The sequence below is a fragment of the Neobacillus drentensis genome (assembly GCF_021560175.1).
GTDB classification, from domain to species: domain Bacteria; phylum Bacillota; class Bacilli; order Bacillales; family Cytobacillaceae; genus Neobacillus; species Neobacillus drentensis_A.
This window is the reverse complement of record NZ_CP091110.1, coordinates 3,791,900-3,809,161: the sequence shown is the minus strand read 5'-3', so window position 1 is coordinate 3,809,161 and position 17,262 is coordinate 3,791,900. Positions and strand designations below refer to the sequence as shown.

16 protein-coding genes, 1 tRNA gene, 1 pseudogene and 3 riboswitches are annotated in these 17,262 nt (G+C 40.1%); of the genes and pseudogenes, 15 read left to right on the top strand and 3 right to left on the bottom strand.

Annotation, left to right across the window (positions count from 1 at the left end; genetic code table 11):
- The first annotated feature begins 43 nt into the window (after positions 1 to 43).
- The 4 genes from L1999_RS17760 (at position 44) to L1999_RS17745 (ending at position 4,038) form a co-directional block, all read left to right on the top strand.
- A tRNA-Leu gene (locus L1999_RS17760) sits at positions 44 to 124 on the top strand.
- Positions 125 to 348: 224 nt separating this feature from the next.
- A complete protein-coding gene (locus L1999_RS17755; RefSeq protein ID WP_275677031.1) occupies positions 349 to 1,473 on the top strand; it encodes an NADH:flavin oxidoreductase in 1,125 nt (374 codons plus the stop codon).
- 676 nt (positions 1,474 to 2,149) lie between these two features.
- Positions 2,150 to 3,304 (top strand): ParM/StbA family protein, encoded by a 1,155-nt coding sequence (locus L1999_RS17750; protein ID WP_235739768.1) that lies wholly within the window; start codon positions 2,150 to 2,152, stop codon positions 3,302 to 3,304.
- A gap of 17 nt (positions 3,305 to 3,321) precedes the next feature.
- Complete coding sequence (locus tag L1999_RS17745) at positions 3,322 to 4,038, top strand: hypothetical protein (protein ID WP_235739767.1); 717 nt, start codon at positions 3,322 to 3,324, stop codon at positions 4,036 to 4,038.
- Positions 4,039 to 4,099: 61 nt separating this feature from the next.
- On the opposite strand, the gene L1999_RS17740 is transcribed toward L1999_RS17745, so the two are convergent.
- The 3 genes from L1999_RS17740 to L1999_RS17730 form a co-directional block, all read right to left on the bottom strand.
- The gene (locus tag L1999_RS17740; protein WP_235739766.1) at positions 4,100 to 4,312 is read right to left on the bottom strand and encodes an IS3 family transposase; all 213 of its coding nucleotides are present in this window, start codon (positions 4,310 to 4,312) and stop codon (positions 4,100 to 4,102) included.
- 9 nt (positions 4,313 to 4,321) lie between these two features.
- A complete protein-coding gene (locus L1999_RS17735; protein ID WP_275677711.1) occupies positions 4,322 to 5,107 on the bottom strand; it encodes an IS3 family transposase in 786 nt (261 codons plus the stop codon).
- Positions 5,108 to 5,245: 138 nt separating this feature from the next.
- Positions 5,246 to 5,509, bottom strand: coding sequence for a hypothetical protein (locus L1999_RS17730; protein WP_235739764.1), 264 nt, complete (start codon positions 5,507 to 5,509; stop codon positions 5,246 to 5,248).
- 571 nt (positions 5,510 to 6,080) lie between these two features.
- On the opposite strand from L1999_RS17730, the pseudogene L1999_RS17725 reads away from it, so the two are divergent.
- From L1999_RS17725 to L1999_RS17675, 11 genes and pseudogenes are all read left to right on the top strand, one after another.
- Positions 6,081 to 6,322, top strand: a pseudogene (locus L1999_RS17725) (DbpA RNA binding domain-containing protein); the annotation flags it as partial.
- Between the two features lie 225 nt (positions 6,323 to 6,547).
- Positions 6,548 to 6,649: riboswitch (glycine riboswitch) on the top strand.
- 3 nt (positions 6,650 to 6,652) lie between these two features.
- A riboswitch (glycine riboswitch) is annotated at positions 6,653 to 6,709 on the top strand.
- Between the two features lie 310 nt (positions 6,710 to 7,019).
- The gene (locus L1999_RS17720; protein WP_235739763.1) at positions 7,020 to 8,414 is read left to right on the top strand and encodes an amino acid permease; all 1,395 of its coding nucleotides are present in this window, start codon (positions 7,020 to 7,022) and stop codon (positions 8,412 to 8,414) included.
- Between the two features lie 86 nt (positions 8,415 to 8,500).
- Positions 8,501 to 8,604, top strand: a riboswitch (glycine riboswitch).
- Positions 8,605 to 8,830: 226 nt separating this feature from the next.
- Positions 8,831 to 10,081 (top strand): serine hydroxymethyltransferase, encoded by a 1,251-nt coding sequence (gene glyA / locus L1999_RS17715; protein ID WP_235739762.1) that lies wholly within the window; start codon positions 8,831 to 8,833, stop codon positions 10,079 to 10,081.
- Positions 10,082 to 10,096: 15 nt separating this feature from the next.
- Positions 10,097 to 10,609 carry a serine dehydratase beta chain gene (locus L1999_RS17710; protein ID WP_235739761.1) on the top strand — a complete coding sequence of 171 codons (513 nt, stop codon included), beginning with the start codon at positions 10,097 to 10,099 and terminating at the stop codon, positions 10,607 to 10,609.
- Positions 10,609 to 11,487 (top strand): L-serine ammonia-lyase, iron-sulfur-dependent, subunit alpha, encoded by an 879-nt coding sequence (gene sdaAA / locus L1999_RS17705; protein ID WP_235739760.1) that lies wholly within the window; start codon positions 10,609 to 10,611, stop codon positions 11,485 to 11,487. The genes L1999_RS17710 and sdaAA overlap by 1 nt, the downstream gene beginning before the upstream one ends.
- A gap of 14 nt (positions 11,488 to 11,501) precedes the next feature.
- Complete coding sequence (gcvT, locus tag L1999_RS17700; protein WP_235739759.1) at positions 11,502 to 12,614, top strand: glycine cleavage system aminomethyltransferase GcvT; 1,113 nt, start codon at positions 11,502 to 11,504, stop codon at positions 12,612 to 12,614.
- 85 nt (positions 12,615 to 12,699) lie between these two features.
- Positions 12,700 to 13,095 (top strand): glycine cleavage system protein GcvH, encoded by a 396-nt coding sequence (gcvH, locus tag L1999_RS17695; RefSeq protein ID WP_235739758.1) that lies wholly within the window; start codon positions 12,700 to 12,702, stop codon positions 13,093 to 13,095.
- Position 13,096: 1 nt separating this feature from the next.
- On the top strand, positions 13,097 to 14,449 hold the full coding sequence (gcvPA, locus tag L1999_RS17690; RefSeq protein ID WP_235739757.1) for an aminomethyl-transferring glycine dehydrogenase subunit GcvPA: 1,353 nt from the start codon (positions 13,097 to 13,099) through the stop codon (positions 14,447 to 14,449).
- Complete coding sequence (gene gcvPB, locus L1999_RS17685) at positions 14,442 to 15,932, top strand: aminomethyl-transferring glycine dehydrogenase subunit GcvPB (protein WP_235739756.1); 1,491 nt, start codon at positions 14,442 to 14,444, stop codon at positions 15,930 to 15,932. The genes gcvPA and gcvPB overlap by 8 nt, the downstream gene beginning before the upstream one ends.
- A 93-nt stretch (positions 15,933 to 16,025) precedes the next feature.
- Positions 16,026 to 16,904, top strand: coding sequence for a lipoyl synthase (gene lipA, locus L1999_RS17680; RefSeq protein ID WP_235739755.1), 879 nt, complete (start codon positions 16,026 to 16,028; stop codon positions 16,902 to 16,904).
- Between the two features lie 35 nt (positions 16,905 to 16,939).
- Complete coding sequence (locus L1999_RS17675; RefSeq protein ID WP_235739754.1) at positions 16,940 to 17,245, top strand: iron-sulfur cluster biosynthesis family protein; 306 nt, start codon at positions 16,940 to 16,942, stop codon at positions 17,243 to 17,245.
- The last annotated feature ends 17 nt before the right edge of the window (positions 17,246 to 17,262 follow it).

The following is a 17,262-nucleotide window of genomic DNA, read 5'->3' as shown; positions in this document are numbered from 1 at the left end:
AAGGAAATTAAAAATATTGGAAAAAAACGAATGGACTTGCCATGCCGGTGTGGCGAAATTGGCACACTCGCACGACTCAAAATCGTGTTCCTCTGGAGTGTCGGTTCGACCCCGACCACCGGTATCTGTTAAAGGTGTTAAAGATTACCCCGAACTGCACCTTAATCGAAATAATAGAATAATGAAAACCGCAACAAATTTACTTTGACGTTTTACAAATAACCTGCTAAATTACCTATGTTTTTAATATTAGTATAAACATAGGTCGAATCAGTTTATATTTACATAGTGGAATTATAGAATAAAGGGAGCAGGATAATACGAATAAATAAAAGGGAAGTGCTCGCCTTGGATCTAAAGTTCGCAGGTCATACTTTGTTACAATCTGTACCATTTGGAAATGAAATGTTAGCTAGCCGGTTAGTGATGGCCCCAATGACAAGAATGTTTTCGCCAGAAGGTATACCGGGAGAAAATGTTGCACAATATTACCGAAAACGTGCGGAGAATGGAATTGGGCTCATCATAACTGAAGGGACAGCGATTAATCACCCGGCTGCAGTCATGAGCCCCGATATTCCCCGTTTTTATGGTGAGGAAGCCTTAAATGGCTGGGCGAATGTAGTGAATGAGGTCCACCAAGCGGGCGGCAAAATCATTCCACAATTATGGCATGTAGGTGCTGCCCGAAAAGTAGGTAGTGAACCAAATATTGATGCACCTCCTGTTAGTCCGTCAGGATTTACTTTAAGAGGCCAGAGAAATGAGAAAATAAAGGCTTTAACGAAAGATGAAGTGGCTGAAATGATTGATGCCTGCGCCGAAGCGGCAGCAAATGCGAAGCGCATCGGCTTTGACGGAATTGAGTTGCATGGTGCACACGGATACTTAATTGATCAATTTTTCTGGGAACTAACGAACAAACGTACAGATGAGTATGGCGGGGAATTAGGAGAGCGAACAAAATTCGCAGCAGATATTGTTCGGGCTTGCCGGAAAGAAGTCGGGCCTGATTTTCCAATTGTCTTTCGTTATTCACAATGGAAAGGAACTGATTATCAAGCTAAACTAGCTAAGAACTCTAATGAGCTTGAACAATTACTCACCCCATTGGTTGAAGCTGGTGTAGATATTTTCCACTGCTCTACAAGACGAATATGGGAACCTGAATTTAAAGATGAAGATCCATCATTAACCTTAGCCGGCTGGACGAAACGAATTACCAATAAACCAACGATTGCGGTCGGTTCTGTCGGAATCAACCGTGCCTTTCTGAGCAATCAGGATAATGATCATGTAACAATAGAAGACAATCTCAAAATTGTAGATGAAAAAATCAAAGTAGGCGAATTTGACTTTGTAGCCGTTGGCCGTGCCATACTAGCTGATCCAGAATGGGCAGTAAAACTCAAAAAGGGCAATCTTGATCAAGTACTGCATTATACTAAGGAATCCGAGAAATCCCTGATTTAAATAGATGTAGCTTTAATGTGTAATAGTCTCACTCCACAAAAAGGGGAGAATGTTCCTAAGGCTTCTTCAAAGGGAGACTGACCCATTTCTCAGGGGAAAAGTACGTGAAATTTTTATGAATATCAATGGTGAAATGGAGAGTAGATTGCACTATTTTAAGGGGCTAAATCCACATATAACGTAGAGTAGTACAAGACAAAGGCCCATCGATGAGATGGGCCTGACTTTATCCTATTTACCTGTTAAAGCTGAGTAAGCATTTGCTTCACCTTTACCAAAGTATGGATCATAACCTGGTTTTCCATAATCTAATGCTTCCTCCACAGTCTTCAAAACTGCTTGAGACCTCCGTGCCCGGTCTGGTGGGTTCGATTCCCACGCAGTCCCGCCAAATAAAATTTTCAATCAATTACATAACTACCCACCTCAACAGCCTTTTTGCTCATTTTTTATATTTAACTTTGTAAAACCGAGATATGAAATTGTATGTGTTTAGAACCTTCAAATTATATTATATATTTGGAGGTGCGTAAAAGTGTGAGGGAACATGGAAGAGTTGTAACAAAGTGAAAGGTATTAAATTATCTTAATCTAAAAAAATATCAGCATATTTAGACAAGTACAAGAGAAAAATATATACTTATTATAAGGAAAAAACATGAAAAGAGGAGAAAAAATGGATATAAAACGTCAGAATGTCGATTTTGGTAATTCTATCTTTCAAACCCTGGTGGATGGTTATTATTTTGAGATTCCTACAAATGTAGTAGAAATAACGAAGGAAAAGGCAGACGGCCACTTTCCGTCTACTTTTAATGACCCCCAATCTCTTCTTCAAAATATGCTCATTCAAACTACAATAGACAGTGTAGAGAAATATTATCTAGTGGGAGATTCAGCAGAAAAACAGGTATTAGGAAACATTCATATCAACAAGCTTCATGATAAAACACAATCTGAGATTCCCTATGTGATGTTCCTGGCATCAGTTGCCTATTACCATGTATTAAAAGGAGAAAGTAAAGAAGATAACCGAGTGAATATTAATTATTTTTCAACCATGCTTCCTATTTGGTTACTTAAGAAAACGAACAAGTTCAGTGATATGCAAAATAAAATGGCCAGCAGATTCGAAGGGGAGCACCAAGTAGCGATTTTAACTCCAGGATTAGAAAGAGTTGTAACCATTCACGTCGAAACAAGCAAATGCCGGATTGAAAGCGAAGTTGCTCGCTGGGCAATAAAAAAGGATTTTGATTTGCAGGACCGTGAGGAAGCAAATTCATTTAAAAACTATGAAACTCTGATTGTTGATTTAGGGGGAGGGACCGTTGATCTTGCCTTGCTCCAAGCAGGACTTCAAGCTCCTAAGAGCAGGGATTCATTGAACTGCTTCACTGACATTTCGTACTTAAAACACATCGAAAAACTGAGAAATGAAAAGTTACTAGAGTACTTTGATGATGTTCGCTCACTTGAAGAATTCATTATCATTAACATAGAGAAAACAAAAATGGAACAACGGGATGGAAATAGCGGTAAAAAAGTTGATCTTACAGAGCAAATTCATGAGTCGTTAAGGGAGTACACGCAAATTTTATTAACGAAAATTGAAAACACATTCCCATCACCAAAAGATAAGGTCTATAAATATGTTTATATAGGTGGAATCGCCGGAATCCTAAAACAATTCATCGAAGAATCGATTGATACAAGGTATGGAGTCGAAATTAGAGAGCAAAATCATCTATTCCTACTTGATGCAAGAAAGTTAAATTTATATGGTCTAGAAATTTTAAGCAGGCATGAAACAAACGCAGTTTTGGCATAAGAAGGGGAGAAGAACGTATGAGCAACAAAGATCATCTTCTTGGTGATAAGTCCGCTTTCGGTTTAAACAATATGTATTCAAATCTGGGTCCACAAATGTTTGCGCCATTTTACGCTCTATCAAACTTTTTTTTAACTGCTTCTAATCTACAAACGGATGTGTTCAGATTAATGAATTTGGAATCAGGACGTAAAAACGAACGTGTAAGGTTGACTTTAAATACATCGAAAATCTCTCCAAAGGTGTATGAATTTCTTGAGCAAAAAGCACAGGCAAATGAGCTGGAGGATTATATTACGATGCTTGTTGAGCAGGATTTGGATAAATCGGAAAAAGAAGAAACAATAACCTTAATAGATACACTTCGTGAAGAGTTTTTAGGTAAGATCAATTTACTTAAACAAGAATTTGCCTCGGGTATGGCAGCTGATCCTATTCGGAGGGAGTACTTCCAAGCAAGCGAGATACGGGATTTTATAACCAAAATCGGTGAGCAAAAATTGGATAAGGATCAATTCCAAACGTTGTTAAAATCTTTTCGCAGCGAGCTATTAAGTGAGATTAACCTACTTAAAAATGAACTTGCTTCTCGTCCTGTTGATCCTGCTAATTCAAATAACACAAAACCTGCAATGGCACACTCTAACGAAGTGGACGATTTGAAAGAAGGGCAATTACTTAAAAGTGATCAAGTTACAGGCACTATTAAAGAAGTTATAGATATAGATTTTTAAAATCTGAAGTAGCAGAGTGATGTAAACTGGCACCCATGTCAAGTACACATGAAAAAAAGAGTTAAGATGCTAAGAGATGATTCCTATATTGAATAGGAGTCATCTTTTTTAAATTCCATTGATAACGATAATTATTATAGTAAACCATGTAATGATTTATTTTCGCTTTTAGTTCCTCTGACGATGAACATGATTGATAGTCGACTTCATCTTTTAAGTGGCCAAAGAATGATTCCATTGGGGCATTGTCCCAACAATTTCCTCTTCTAGACATTGATTGTCCTTATCCGTGTTTTTTTAACAATTTCTGATATTTAGTGCTTGTGTAATGGCTCCCTTGATCACAATGGATAAATGCCTTCGAATCTAAACTAATTTTCTTATTTTTCATTAGTTTATCAATGGTTTTTGTTGCTATTTCTAAAGTGATACGATCTGAAACATGATAAGCCAAAAGCTCATTAGTGGAGGCATCTTTTATGGCTGACAAATAGGCCATATCCTTACCGTTATAGGGCAAATAGGTAATAGTCGTTAATAATACTTTTCCTGGAGTTCCTTGCTTAAATTCTCTGTTTAATTTGTTTGAAACGACTTGATGTTCTTTTGTCGCCTTAGCAATTTTTTTATACGGGTTTGAACTTCTATGAGGGCAAATAATCTGATACTTGTTCATAATTCTTTGTATCTTTTTTCTGCTAATTTTAAGGTCATATTCATTGTTTAAGATCATTTTGATGGAACGTGAACCTTTCTTATAGCCACGTCGATTAAACGCTTTCATTATCATATCTTTTGCTTCCAAGTCCTTTTGTTCTCTTTCAAGACGGCTGTCGGCAGCTTTTAGGTAACTATAATATCCAGAACGAGACACCCCTAAAAGCTCACAAAAATACCTCGTCATTCGCTTAAACTCATTTTGTTGTAAAATCTCATGAATCAATTGAGATATATTACTTGTTTCGAGATTTCGATTTTTGCTTAGCAGCCTCCTTTCTGTCGTTTCTAGCTTTTTTAACAATTCCACCTGGCCTTCTAGTAACTTAATCCTTGCCTCCTTCCTATCTATAATTTCTGATTGAGTTAGTTCGCGTTTAAAGGCCTGCCAGAATAATGTGCTGGCTGATATGGGTAATCAGTTGGGAATTCAGAGCAGGACTAAACCTCTCTCAACAGAAGGTAGAGTTCATAAAATTTTTTCATGATATTAATAATATATATATATTATTAATATCAATGTGAGCAGCGTTTTGGCATCTGAACGATATGCTTTAACCGTATGAGCAGAAAGCCGCTTACCTTTTGGAAAGAGTTTCTCTAGAAAAAACAATTCAAGAAAATCCTGTTCAGAACTATTTTCAAGAGTGAGGTTCCGATTTTCATCAAGTAGTTGGCGAGCTTTTAGATTCTCCTGTAAATGGGTTAAGTACTGTTCACTATTCATATTTTGAAGAAGAGTCAAGTAATTCATAATTGACCTCCTAAGGATTAGTTTTAAATAATAATTATATTATGTAAAGTAAAGATAAGACCTAATTATCTTCACTTATGGGTTAACATAAAGTGTTTGTTCTAATATATTTTTTCCAAAATTATATTAGATTACGATGTCGCAGATTGAGCCTCAGAGGAACTTAAATTAGTTATAAAGGTTAATGTTACTACCCATTTAATTGCCAACAGAACAAAATAAATTTAGATTCTATTTTTCCCCTACAACTAACGAGCAGGAGTTATGCCAACCATACTGAAACAGTGCCTTTAACCGTAACATCCTCCCTATATACAAAAAGTTTATCGGGTTTTATTTACTTTAAGAATATAACAATTTCTTGATGACCTATTGATATTTCAAGTTTAGGTTCAATTGTGAAGGCGTACCTATAAAGCTAAAATCCCTAGAGATTGAGGCTAGCGGGATCATAACAGATATAATAGAATATCGTCTAATCGAAGTGAAGGAAGATGAAAAAATTTCCCTCCTGAAAGACGTTACTGTCGTTGAAAATCCAGATAGCACCTTATTTTTTGCCGCACGAAAGAAAAAAGATATCATGAAACTATATTTTAACGGTGGAAAAAAGAAGAAGCTTCGAGCGGTAGATTTTGTCGGAACAATAGCGAAAATCCCTGGAGTAACTGCAGAGGATATTGGGATTATTACGATCCAAGATCAAATGTCCTATGTTGATATACTAAATGGGAAAGGCTCGTCGTTTTACAAGCGATGGAGAATACAACTATAAAAGGAAAGAAGTTAAAAGTAAGTAAAGCCCTAAAATAATGAAAACAAACAAGGTCGTGAGTCCACACATATGGTAAAGGGGCATCCTTGAAAAACAATCGCACAAACATAGATTTAAAAATAAAGCAATAAAAAGATTAAAGTAGGAAAATGACATATATTTCTATAGTGATATACTTTTTCAAAATAATTATTAAATTCAGAATATTTAATTGACATCATCTCTTTCGTAGAGTAGTATGTAAATGAAATCTATACTAGCGGATGAATATTATGGGAGAGACCAAACATATTGTTTGGCACCGAAGGAGCAAGTCCCCAAATAGGGGGTAACAATCTCTCAGGTAAAAGGACCATAATAGGACGCGTCTCTGGAGAGAGCCATGTGCCACCAAAGGAGTTAAACTCTCAGGTAAAAGGACAGAGGAACGATAGAAGAATATCTATCTTTCCCCCTGTCTTTTTTTGTTTGGGAAAGATAGTACAAATTAAAAAAAGGAGGATTGTGCTATAAAATCTAGGAAGGAATAAGTCTCTAGTTGACTGCAATGGAACTACATGACCTAGTAAGTATTTATTTCATCTAAAATGTAAGCGCTTTTTTAACGTGATTAACGGGTACGATTCTATTAAACTTTGATTGGGATAGGAATTTACAATGAATAGGATTTAAATTTAAAAGATTTAACTCAACAATAAATTGTAAATATCCCTGATAAGTAAAGGGGGAAATCGAATGAAGGAACAAAAATTGGAAAGAGGCCTAAAAAACAGGCATGTACAACTAATCGCTATTGGTGGAGCCATCGGAACGGGATTATTTCTCGGTGCAGGAAAATCTATTCATTTAGCAGGACCATCGATTTTATTTGCTTATATGATTACGGGGGCCATTTGTTTTTTAATCATGCGTGCCCTTGGCGAACTTCTCTTATCCAATTTGGACTATCATTCATTTGTTGACTTTGTAAGAGACTATTTAGGCAATATGGCAGCCTTTATCACTGGCTGGACCTATTGGTTCTGCTGGATTTCTATTGCCATGGCTGACTTAACAGCAGTAGGTCTCTACACCCAATATTGGTTTCCAAATGTTCCACAGTGGATGCCAGGATTAATTGCTCTTGTGATTCTATTAATTATGAACCTTACAACCGTTAAACTTTTTGGTGAAATGGAATTCTGGTTTGCTTTAATTAAAGTCATTGCGATTATCGCCCTGATAGTAGTTGGTATTTTCATGATTCTTAAAGGCTTCTCTACGAATTCAGGACCTTCTGCTTTCACGAATTTGTGGAAACATGGGGGCATGTTCCCGAATGGAATCAATGGATTTGTACTCTCCTTCCAGATGGTCGTATTTGCCTTTGTAGGCATTGAACTTGTAGGACTTACAGCAGGTGAAACCGAGAATCCGGAAAAAGTGATTCCAAAGGCAATCAATAATATCCCCATTCGAGTATTTCTTTTCTACCTTGGTGCGCTAGTGGTCATCATGAGCATTTATCCTTGGAACGCGATAAATCCAGCGAAGAGTCCATTTGTCCAAGTTTTCGTAGCAGTTGGCATTGCTGCTGCTGCAGGTATTGTCAATTTTGTCGTCCTAACATCCGCAGCTTCAGCCTGTAACAGCGCGGTCTTCAGTACTAGCCGGATGGTATACTCACTTGCAAAAGATAAAAATGCTCCTGGCTCATTTGCAAAGCTTACTTCACGTAAAGTACCTTCAAATGCATTGTTCTTTTCAACTGTAGTGATTCTCATTGCTGTGATATTGAACTATGTTATGCCGGAAGGAGTCTTTACCCTAATCACCAGTATCTCTACAGTATGTTTCATCTTTATTTGGGGAATTACGGTCATCAGCCATTTAAAATACCGTAAAACTAGACCGGATTTGGCAAAAGTCAACCAGTTTAAATTGCCGCTATATCCATTTTCTAATTACTTAATCCTTGCTTTCCTAGCTTTTGTTCTTGTTGTGCTTGCTCTTGCAGAAGATACTCGTATTGCTTTATTTGTTACTCCAGTCTGGTTTATTATGCTAATTGGCATTTATAAGATAAGGAGTATGAAAGCAAACCAGGATGATCAAGTAAATCAGGAAACGATAGTAGATATTAAACCGTAACGTAAATTTTTGTTACCGTTTTCAAAAAAACACTTGACTTGGATTACGTTAACAACTATTCTGAAAATAACAAAAAAATAGAGCGGATGACAGTTGTGGGAGAGTGCAAGATTTACACGCCACCGAAGGAGCAAGTTCCAAAAAAACCCTTGGAATAAATCTCTCAGGTAGATGGAACCACAGCTGGACGCAACTCTGGAGAGCGCATAAAAAGAGATGCCACCAAAGGGGATGTTCTTCACAGAACTAAACTCTCAGGTAAAAGGACAGAGAAGGGACAAAGAGCTTTTAAGCTACCCTTCTTCTGTCCTTTTTTGCGTGCAAAAAAGTCGTGTATGGATAATGAAAATAAGAGTTCCATTTTCCATTTTGACACATGAAAGGGTAGTTTGAGCGATATTCAAGGAGGAGTAGGGATGGGATTACAACAAAATGATTCAACTATTTTTGAAGCAATAAGGAATGAGCAGCAGCGCCAGCTTCAAACATTGGAGTTGATTGCATCTGAAAACTTCGTGAGCCCTGATGTGTTAGAAGCAATGGGAAGTGTGATGACCAATAAATATGCGGAAGGCTACCCAGGGAAGCGCTACTATGGCGGCTGCGAAGTGGTCGATGTCGCAGAACAAACAGCAATAGACCGCGTAACACAGCTTTTTGGCGCCAAATATGCAAATGTCCAACCGCACTCAGGTGCACAGGCCAATTTTGCGGTATTCTTCGCACTGCTTCAACCTGGTGATAAAGTGATGGGAATGAATCTCTCGCAAGGGGGGCACCTAACTCACGGTAGCCCTGTAAGTGTTTCAGGAAAATGGTTTGACATTGTCTCCTATGGTGTTAGAGAGGATACTCAATTGATTGACTATGATGAACTAGAAGCAATTGCAAATAAAGAAAAACCAAAATTGATTATTGCCGGGGCAAGTGCTTACCCAAGAAAGATCGATTTCGCGCGTTTTAGAGAAATTGCTGATCAAGTTGGCGCAAAGCTCATGGTCGATATGGCGCATATTGCCGGGCTGGTTGCAGCCGGACTGCATCCGTCGCCGGTTCCATATGCTGATGTTGTAACGAGCACTACTCATAAAACATTAAGAGGCCCGCGGAGCGGAATTATTTTAACAAATGACGAAGAAATCATTAAAGCGATTAACAAATCAGTGTTCCCTGGGATCCAAGGCGGTCCGCACATGCACATTATTGCAGCAAAGGCGGTTGCTTTTAAAGAAGCATTGCAGCCAAGCTTTAAGGAATATGCAAAACAAGTTATTGATAATGCAGCCACACTTGGCGAGACATTAAAAAATGAAGGGGCAGCCCTTGTCTCTGGTGGAACAGATAATCATATTGTTCTTGTAGATTTACGTCCATGGAACTTAACAGGAAAAGCAGCCGAAAAATTATTAGAAGAAGCTGGCATCACCGTTAATAAAAATACAATTCCTTATGACCCAGAAAAGCCGTTTGTGACAAGCGGTATCCGGATGGGAACAGCGGCTTTAACGACACGCGGTATGAAGCAGGACGAAATGGTGAGAATCGGAAAAGTCATTGCAGCTGTTCTAAAGAGTAAAGGGGACCAAGTCGTGCTTGAGAAAGCAAAGGAAACAACGAAAACCATTTGTGACGCTTTCCCGTTATTTGAACAAGCCATCACCGTATAAGAAAGGGGCATTTGAATGGAATTTCAAAGTTGTTTTGACATAATAGGTCCGATTATGGTGGGGCCGTCCAGTTCTCATACAGCTGGTGTCGTATCGATCGGGAAATTTATTTACGAATTGTTGGGAAATGGTCCGCAAGAAGCAAAGATTGTCTTTTATGATTCTTTTGCTGAAACCTATCAAGGTCATGGAACAGATAAAGCACTTCTTGGCGGATTACTTGGGATGGATACGGATGATTCACGAATAAAAAATTCATTGGATTGGGCTAAAAAGGATGGGATGGTATACAGGTTCGAATTTGCAGAGGACTGTGAGTATTATGACCATCCAAATATAGCAATTGTAACAGCAAAATGGGAGGAATATGTTGTAAAAGTGGGCGGCGTATCACTAGGTGGCGGTTTATCGAAAATCTTTATGATTAACGACGAAATGGTCGATATCCGTTTGAGTGCCGGCGATGATTTTGCCGCTCTTGCTCGTCATTATCAACCGAAAAGGAAACAACTGATGGGGGCAAAATAATGGAAATTCAATCAATGAGAGAGCTGATCGACGCTTGTGAAAGGGAACATAAATCCATTGGTGACATGATGTTGATGATGGAAGTAAAAAGATCAGGCAAAGACCGAGAAACCATTATTGGCATGATGGAAGAGCGGCTGCTCAAAATGAAAGAAGCGGTTGATTGCGGTATAAAGGACTCTTCAGCCGCCCCTAGCGGACTTTCCGGCGGTGATGCCGTAAAGATGAATGATTATATGAATCAAGGTAAATCCTTGTCAGGAAATTATATTAGCAATGCAATGGCCTTTTCGTTGGCTACTTCAGAAAACAACGCGCGAATGGGTGTCATTGTAGCAACGCCAACTGCCGGGGCAGCCGGCATTTTGCCAGGGGTATTGTTTTCACTTCAAAAAAATGATGGGACGCCGTTTAAAGAGGTAGTCATGGGGCTGTTTACGGCAAGCATGCTCGGCTATGTGATCGCAAACCGTTCCTTCATATCCGGAGCAGCCGGGGGGTGCCAGGCGGAGGTCGGTTCGGCAACGGCCATGGCCGCCGGAACCATTGTTGAGCTAAAAGGGGGCACACCACAGCAAGCTGTAAATGCAACGGCCATAGCGATGAAGTCACTTTTGGGTTTGGTTTGTGACCCAGTAGCAGGACTTGTGGAAGTTCCTTGCATTAAGCGGAATGTAATCGGTACCTCCATCGCTTTTTCAGCAGCTGACATGTCACTTGCCGGGATTGAAAGTCGTATTCCTTGTGATGAAGTCATTGAAGCCATGTATAGGGTCGGAAAAGAAATGCCTCGGACACTGCGTGAAACCGCACTAGGCGGACTGGCAACGACTGAAACTGGTAAACAAGTAAAAGAACGACTATTCTGCAGGAAATAATAGGGGGAAACAGGATGAGTATGGAAACAGGATTAAGGCAAACACCACTTTTCGAAACGTATGGAAAATATGGTGCGAAGGTGATCGATTTTGGCGGCTGGGCACTTCCAGTCCAGTTTTCAAGCATTTTAGATGAGCATGAGGCGGTCCGAACCAAAGCAGGACTCTTTGATGTCTCTCATATGGGTGAAGTGCTTGTTGAGGGGAAAGATGCAGAGAGTTACATCAACTACCTTGTCACCAACGATGTGACAAAGCTTGCCATCAATCAAGCACAATATACCGCCATGTGCTATCCAGACGGCGGAACAGTCGATGATCTATTAGTCTACAAACTAGATAAAGAAAAATATTTACTCGTTATTAATGCCGCCAACATTGAGAAAGATTTCAACTGGATGCAGAAACAGGCAAAAGGAGAAATGACGCTCCAAAATATTTCGGATCAAACCGCCCAGCTTGCCATTCAAGGTCCAAAAGCGGAAGGGATCTTGCAAAAGTTAACGGGAACCGATTTATCTAAAATAGGATCATTTTATTTTGCCCAACATGTTGTTCTTAATGGTGTATCAGATGTACTCGTATCGCGTACGGGTTACACAGGGGAAGATGGTTTTGAGCTATATTTAGCTGCTGATCAAGCGGAAACACTTTGGGAAAAACTTTTAGAAGCAGGCAGTAAGGACGGCTTAAAGCCATGTGGACTTGGTGCACGTGACACACTTCGATTAGAAGCTCGTCTAGCACTCTATGGTCAAGAACTATTAGGTGATATTAGTCCGCTTGAAGCAGGAATCGGCTTCGCCGTGAAACTGAAAAAAGAAAGTGATTTTATCGGAAAAGCCGCCCTTTTAGACCAGAAAGAAGCAGGATTAGCACGCAAATTGGTTGGGCTTGAAGTAACTGGACGAGGCATACCGCGTCATGGTTATAAGGTATTTTCAGAGGGTGGGGAAGAGATAGGTGTTGTGACATCTGGAACTCAATCACCGACTTTAAAGAAAAGCGTTGGTCTGGCACTTATTTCTGCAGAACATAGTCTAGTAGGATCAACGTTAAAAGTGGAAATTCGAAATAAGCTGATTGATGCGATTGTGGTAAAAACTCCATTTTATAAAAGAGGTTAATAGAGTATCAGAATGTGTTTTTATACTTGATTGATTTGGGCGGAAATTAACAAATGAATTTAAATAATGAGAGGAAGTATAATCAATGACAAACGCGACTGCAAGCTTACTATATAGCAAGGAACATGAATGGGTTTTACAATTAGACGGAAATCGAGTGCGAATTGGAATTTCTGATTATGCCCAAAAACAGTTAGGAGATATCGTATTTATGGAAAGTCCACAAGTTGAGGATGACGTAACGGCCGATGAATCCATGGGAACAATTGAATCGGTTAAAGCGGTTTCTGAAATTTACGCACCAGTTTCAGGAACAGTGGTTCGGATTAATGATGAGTTAGAAGACGCCCCAGAAACCATTAATGCCTATCCATTCAGCAAAGGCTGGTTAGTAGAAGTGGAAATGTCCAGTCCAGAAGAATTGGAATCTCTTTTAAATGAAACTGAGTATCTAGCATTTATCAATGGAGGAGAGGAATAGAATGACATCCACTTACAGATATCTCCCTGATACGAAACAAGATCAAGAGGAAATGCTCGCATTTTTAAATATGTCATCTATCGCTGAATTGTTTGAGGACATTCCGGCTGAAATTCAACTCCAAGGGGAGTTACATATACCAAAAGCTGACCCTGAACCACTTCTTTTGAAAAAAATGAATCGGCTCGCTTCCAAAAACAAGAATGCAAATCAATATCCAACCTTTTTGGGTGCGGGAACTTATGATCACTACATTCCTAGTGTTGTGAACCACATGATTTCACGATCCGAATTTTATACTGCCTATACACCCTACCAGCCGGAAATTAGCCAAGGAGAATTACAAGCGATTTTTGAATTTCAAACCATGGTTTGTGAGTTGACAGGAATGGATGTCGCCAATTCTTCGATGTACGATGGGTTTACCTCACTTGCGGAAGCGGCATCACTCGCTGTTTCATCTACAAGACGCTCGAAAGTACTTGTTTCAAAGGCCGTTCATCCTGAATCACGGGCGATCTTAAATACGGTGGCAAGCGGACAAGGGTATACAGTAGAAGAATTGAATCTTGCTAATGATGTGACTGACTTAAAAAATTTGTCTGAACAAATCGATAAGGGGACAGCTGCTGTTATTGTTCAATATCCAAACTTTTTTGGTTCGATTGAAGATTTGGCTGAATTGAAGAAAATCGCCGCAGCAAATGGTGCATTGTTCATCGTAAGTGCCAATCCACTGGCACTCGCACTCCTTGAAGCTCCTGGTAAGCTTGGAGCAGATATCGTGATCGGGGATATGCAGCCATTAGGAATCCCAATGTCCTTTGGCGGTCCGCATTGTGGTTATTTTGCTGTAAGTAAGAAATTGATGCGAAAAATCCCTGGAAGAATTGTTGGACAAACGACAGATGAGAAAGGGCAGCGCGGCTTTGTCCTAACCCTTCAAGCACGCGAACAGCATATCCGCCGTGATAAGGCTTCATCCAATATTTGTTCCAATCAGGCCTTAAATGCACTTGCCTCTGCTGTTTGTATGAGTGCACTTGGAAAGCAGGGAATTCGTGAAATGGCCCAGCTAAACTTTGAAAAAGCCGATTATATGGCTAAATGCTTGCAAAAGAAAGGCTTTGTGATTACTAATCATGCGCCATTCTTTAATGAATTTGTGGTAGAACTTCCTCTGTCGGTGAAAGAGGTTAACGCAAAATTGCTTGAGGCTGGGTTTATCGGCGGCTTCGATTTAGCGAGTGATTATAGCTTTGAAAATCATATGCTGATCGCTGTAACCGAGCAGAGGACAAAAGAAGAGATTGACCAATTGATCGAGGTACTGGAGGCTGTTGTAAATGGTTGAATATAATGATCTGATTTTTGAAATTAGTCGTCAAGGACGCGTTGGTTCAAGCCTTCCGGAATGTGACGTAGAAAAGCTCGATCTTCAGCAAAAACTTCCGAAGCATTTGATTCGAGAAACGCCGGCAGAGCTTCCAGAGGTATCGGAGCTGCAGCTTGTCCGCCATTATACAGCCCTTTCGAACAAAAACCACGGGATCGATAACGGTTTCTATCCGCTTGGTTCCTGTACAATGAAGTACAATCCAAAAATTAATGAAGATGTAGCTCGTTTGGAAGGGTTTAGCCGTATTCATCCCTACCAGCCAACTGAAACTGTACAGGGCGCATTAGAAGTTTTATATGAATTACAGGAAGAACTAGCTGTTATCACAGGAATGGATGCAGTGACATTACAGCCTTCTGCAGGTGCACAAGGGGAATGGACAGGGCTAATGATGGTCAAAGCCTACCATAAACAAAAAGGGGAAGTGAGAACAAAAGTTCTCGTTCCGGACTCGGCACATGGAACAAACCCTGCAAGTGCATCGGTTGCTGGTTATGAAACGATAACGATTCCATCCAATGAGCAAGGGTTAGTCGACCTGGAAGAATTAAAGAAACATCTGGATGATAATACTGCTGCCCTGATGCTGACAAATCCGAATACACTCGGTCTGTTTGAGAAAGAAATCGTGGAAATTGCTCATGTTGTTCATGAAGCAGGCGGTTTATTATATTATGACGGTGCGAATGCGAATGCGATTTTAGGAAAAACAACGCCTGGTACAATGGGCTTTGACATCGTCCATTTAAATCTTCATAAAACATTTACGACACCACATGGCGGCGGCGGCCCGGGTGCTGGTCCTGTCGGAGTGAAAGAAAAACTGATTCCGTTTTTACCTGTTCCACGAGTAGTCAAAGTAGAGGATCAATATGCGTTAGATTATAACCAGCCTCAATCGATTGGTCGTGTGAAAGGCTATTATGGGAACTTTGGGATTCTCTTACGTGCGTATACCTATATTCGCACCATGGGACCTGAAGGATTACGTCAAGTATCGGAAGGCGCTGTTCTTCATGCGAACTATCTTCGCAAAAAGCTTGAGCCGTATTTTGAAGCACCTTATTCACAAATCTGCAAGCATGAATTTGTGTTATCCGGATCAAGACAGAAAAAGTTAGGGGTAAGAACACTGGATATGGCCAAACGTCTGCTTGATTTTGGCTACCATCCGCCAACCATTTACTTCCCACTGAATGTGGAGGAGTGTTTGATGATCGAACCGACGGAAACAGAGTCAAAGGAAACGATGGATGCCTTTGCTGATGTAATGATTCAAATTGCCAAAGAAGTAGAGGAAAACCCAGGCATTGTATTAGAAGCACCACATACAACGGTGATTGGCCGATTGGATGAAGTGCAAGCAGCCAGACAACCAATTTTGCGTTATACAAAAGAGGCATCTGCCGTGAAAGAAAAAGAAACGGTAAACGCATAAACTGAAACTCCATCTGTGCAAGCGATTCGCTGCACAGATGATTTTCTATTAAATCCATATTGAGAATAAGTTCCGTTCATAGGAGTGAATTAGATGGCCACCGAGTATGTACGTAAACCAGATTGGCTCAAGATTAAATTAAATACGAATGAACAATATACAGGCTTAAAAACGATGATGCGTGAAAAAAAGCTCCACACAGTCTGTGAAGAAGCCAAATGTCCGAACATTCATGAATGCTGGGCATCACGAAAAACAGCAACCTTTATGATTTTAGGAAGTATATGTACACGGGCTTGCCGATTCTGTGCAGTTCAAACGGGGCTGCCGACTGAGCTTGATTGGGAAGAGCCAGAGCGCGTCGCTGAATCTGTGGAGCAAATGGGGTTAAAGCATGTGGTGATTACAGCTGTGGCCCGCGATGATTTAAAAGACGGAGGAGCGGGAGTGTTTGCAGAAACCGTCAGAGCCGTCAGACGCCGTAATCCATTTTGCAGTATTGAAGTTCTACCATCCGATATGAATGGGGTATACGACAACTTAAAAGCATTAATGGATGCGAAGCCCGACATTTTAAATCACAATATTGAAACAGTAAAACGGTTATCACCAAAAATTAGAGCACGGGCTACATACGAACGGTCCCTTGAGTTTTTGCGCCGGGGAAAGGAACTCAATCCCGAGATTCCAACCAAATCAAGCATTATGATCGGTCTTGGTGAAACAAAAGAAGAGATCATCGAAACAATGGATGATCTTCGCCAGAACCAGGTCGATATTATGACAATCGGCCAATATTTACAGCCTACTAAACATCATTTAAAAGTGCAAAAATATTGGAGTCCACAAGAGTTTGCTGAACTAAAATCAATTGCAATGTCAAAAGGATTTAGTCACTGCGAAGCCGGTCCGCTTGTTCGCTCCTCCTATCACGCAGACGAACAGGTCCAGGCAGCAAAGGCGAATGCGTGAGGAAGGTCACAAAGCGTTAGGAGAAGTGAGGTCCTATGATAATAAAAATGACGGAAGCAGCCATACACAAATTAAAAGAATTGGCTGAGATTAATGAGGGAATCCCTCGGATTGATGCCGAAGTAGCAGGCGGATGCGGCATATCCGTTAAGTTTTCGATTCTGTTCGATGAACCGCGTCGAAACGATTTATATATGGATTTTGAAGGGATCCAACTTCGAATGGATCCCTTCACAAAACGATATTTAGATGAAGAAACCGAAATTGATTTTCAAGACGAACAGGGTTTCCTAGTCGGAGACAGTTTTACCTCGAGTTCTTGTGCCATCGAGCTCGATTAATTGGAGGTTGGGAGATT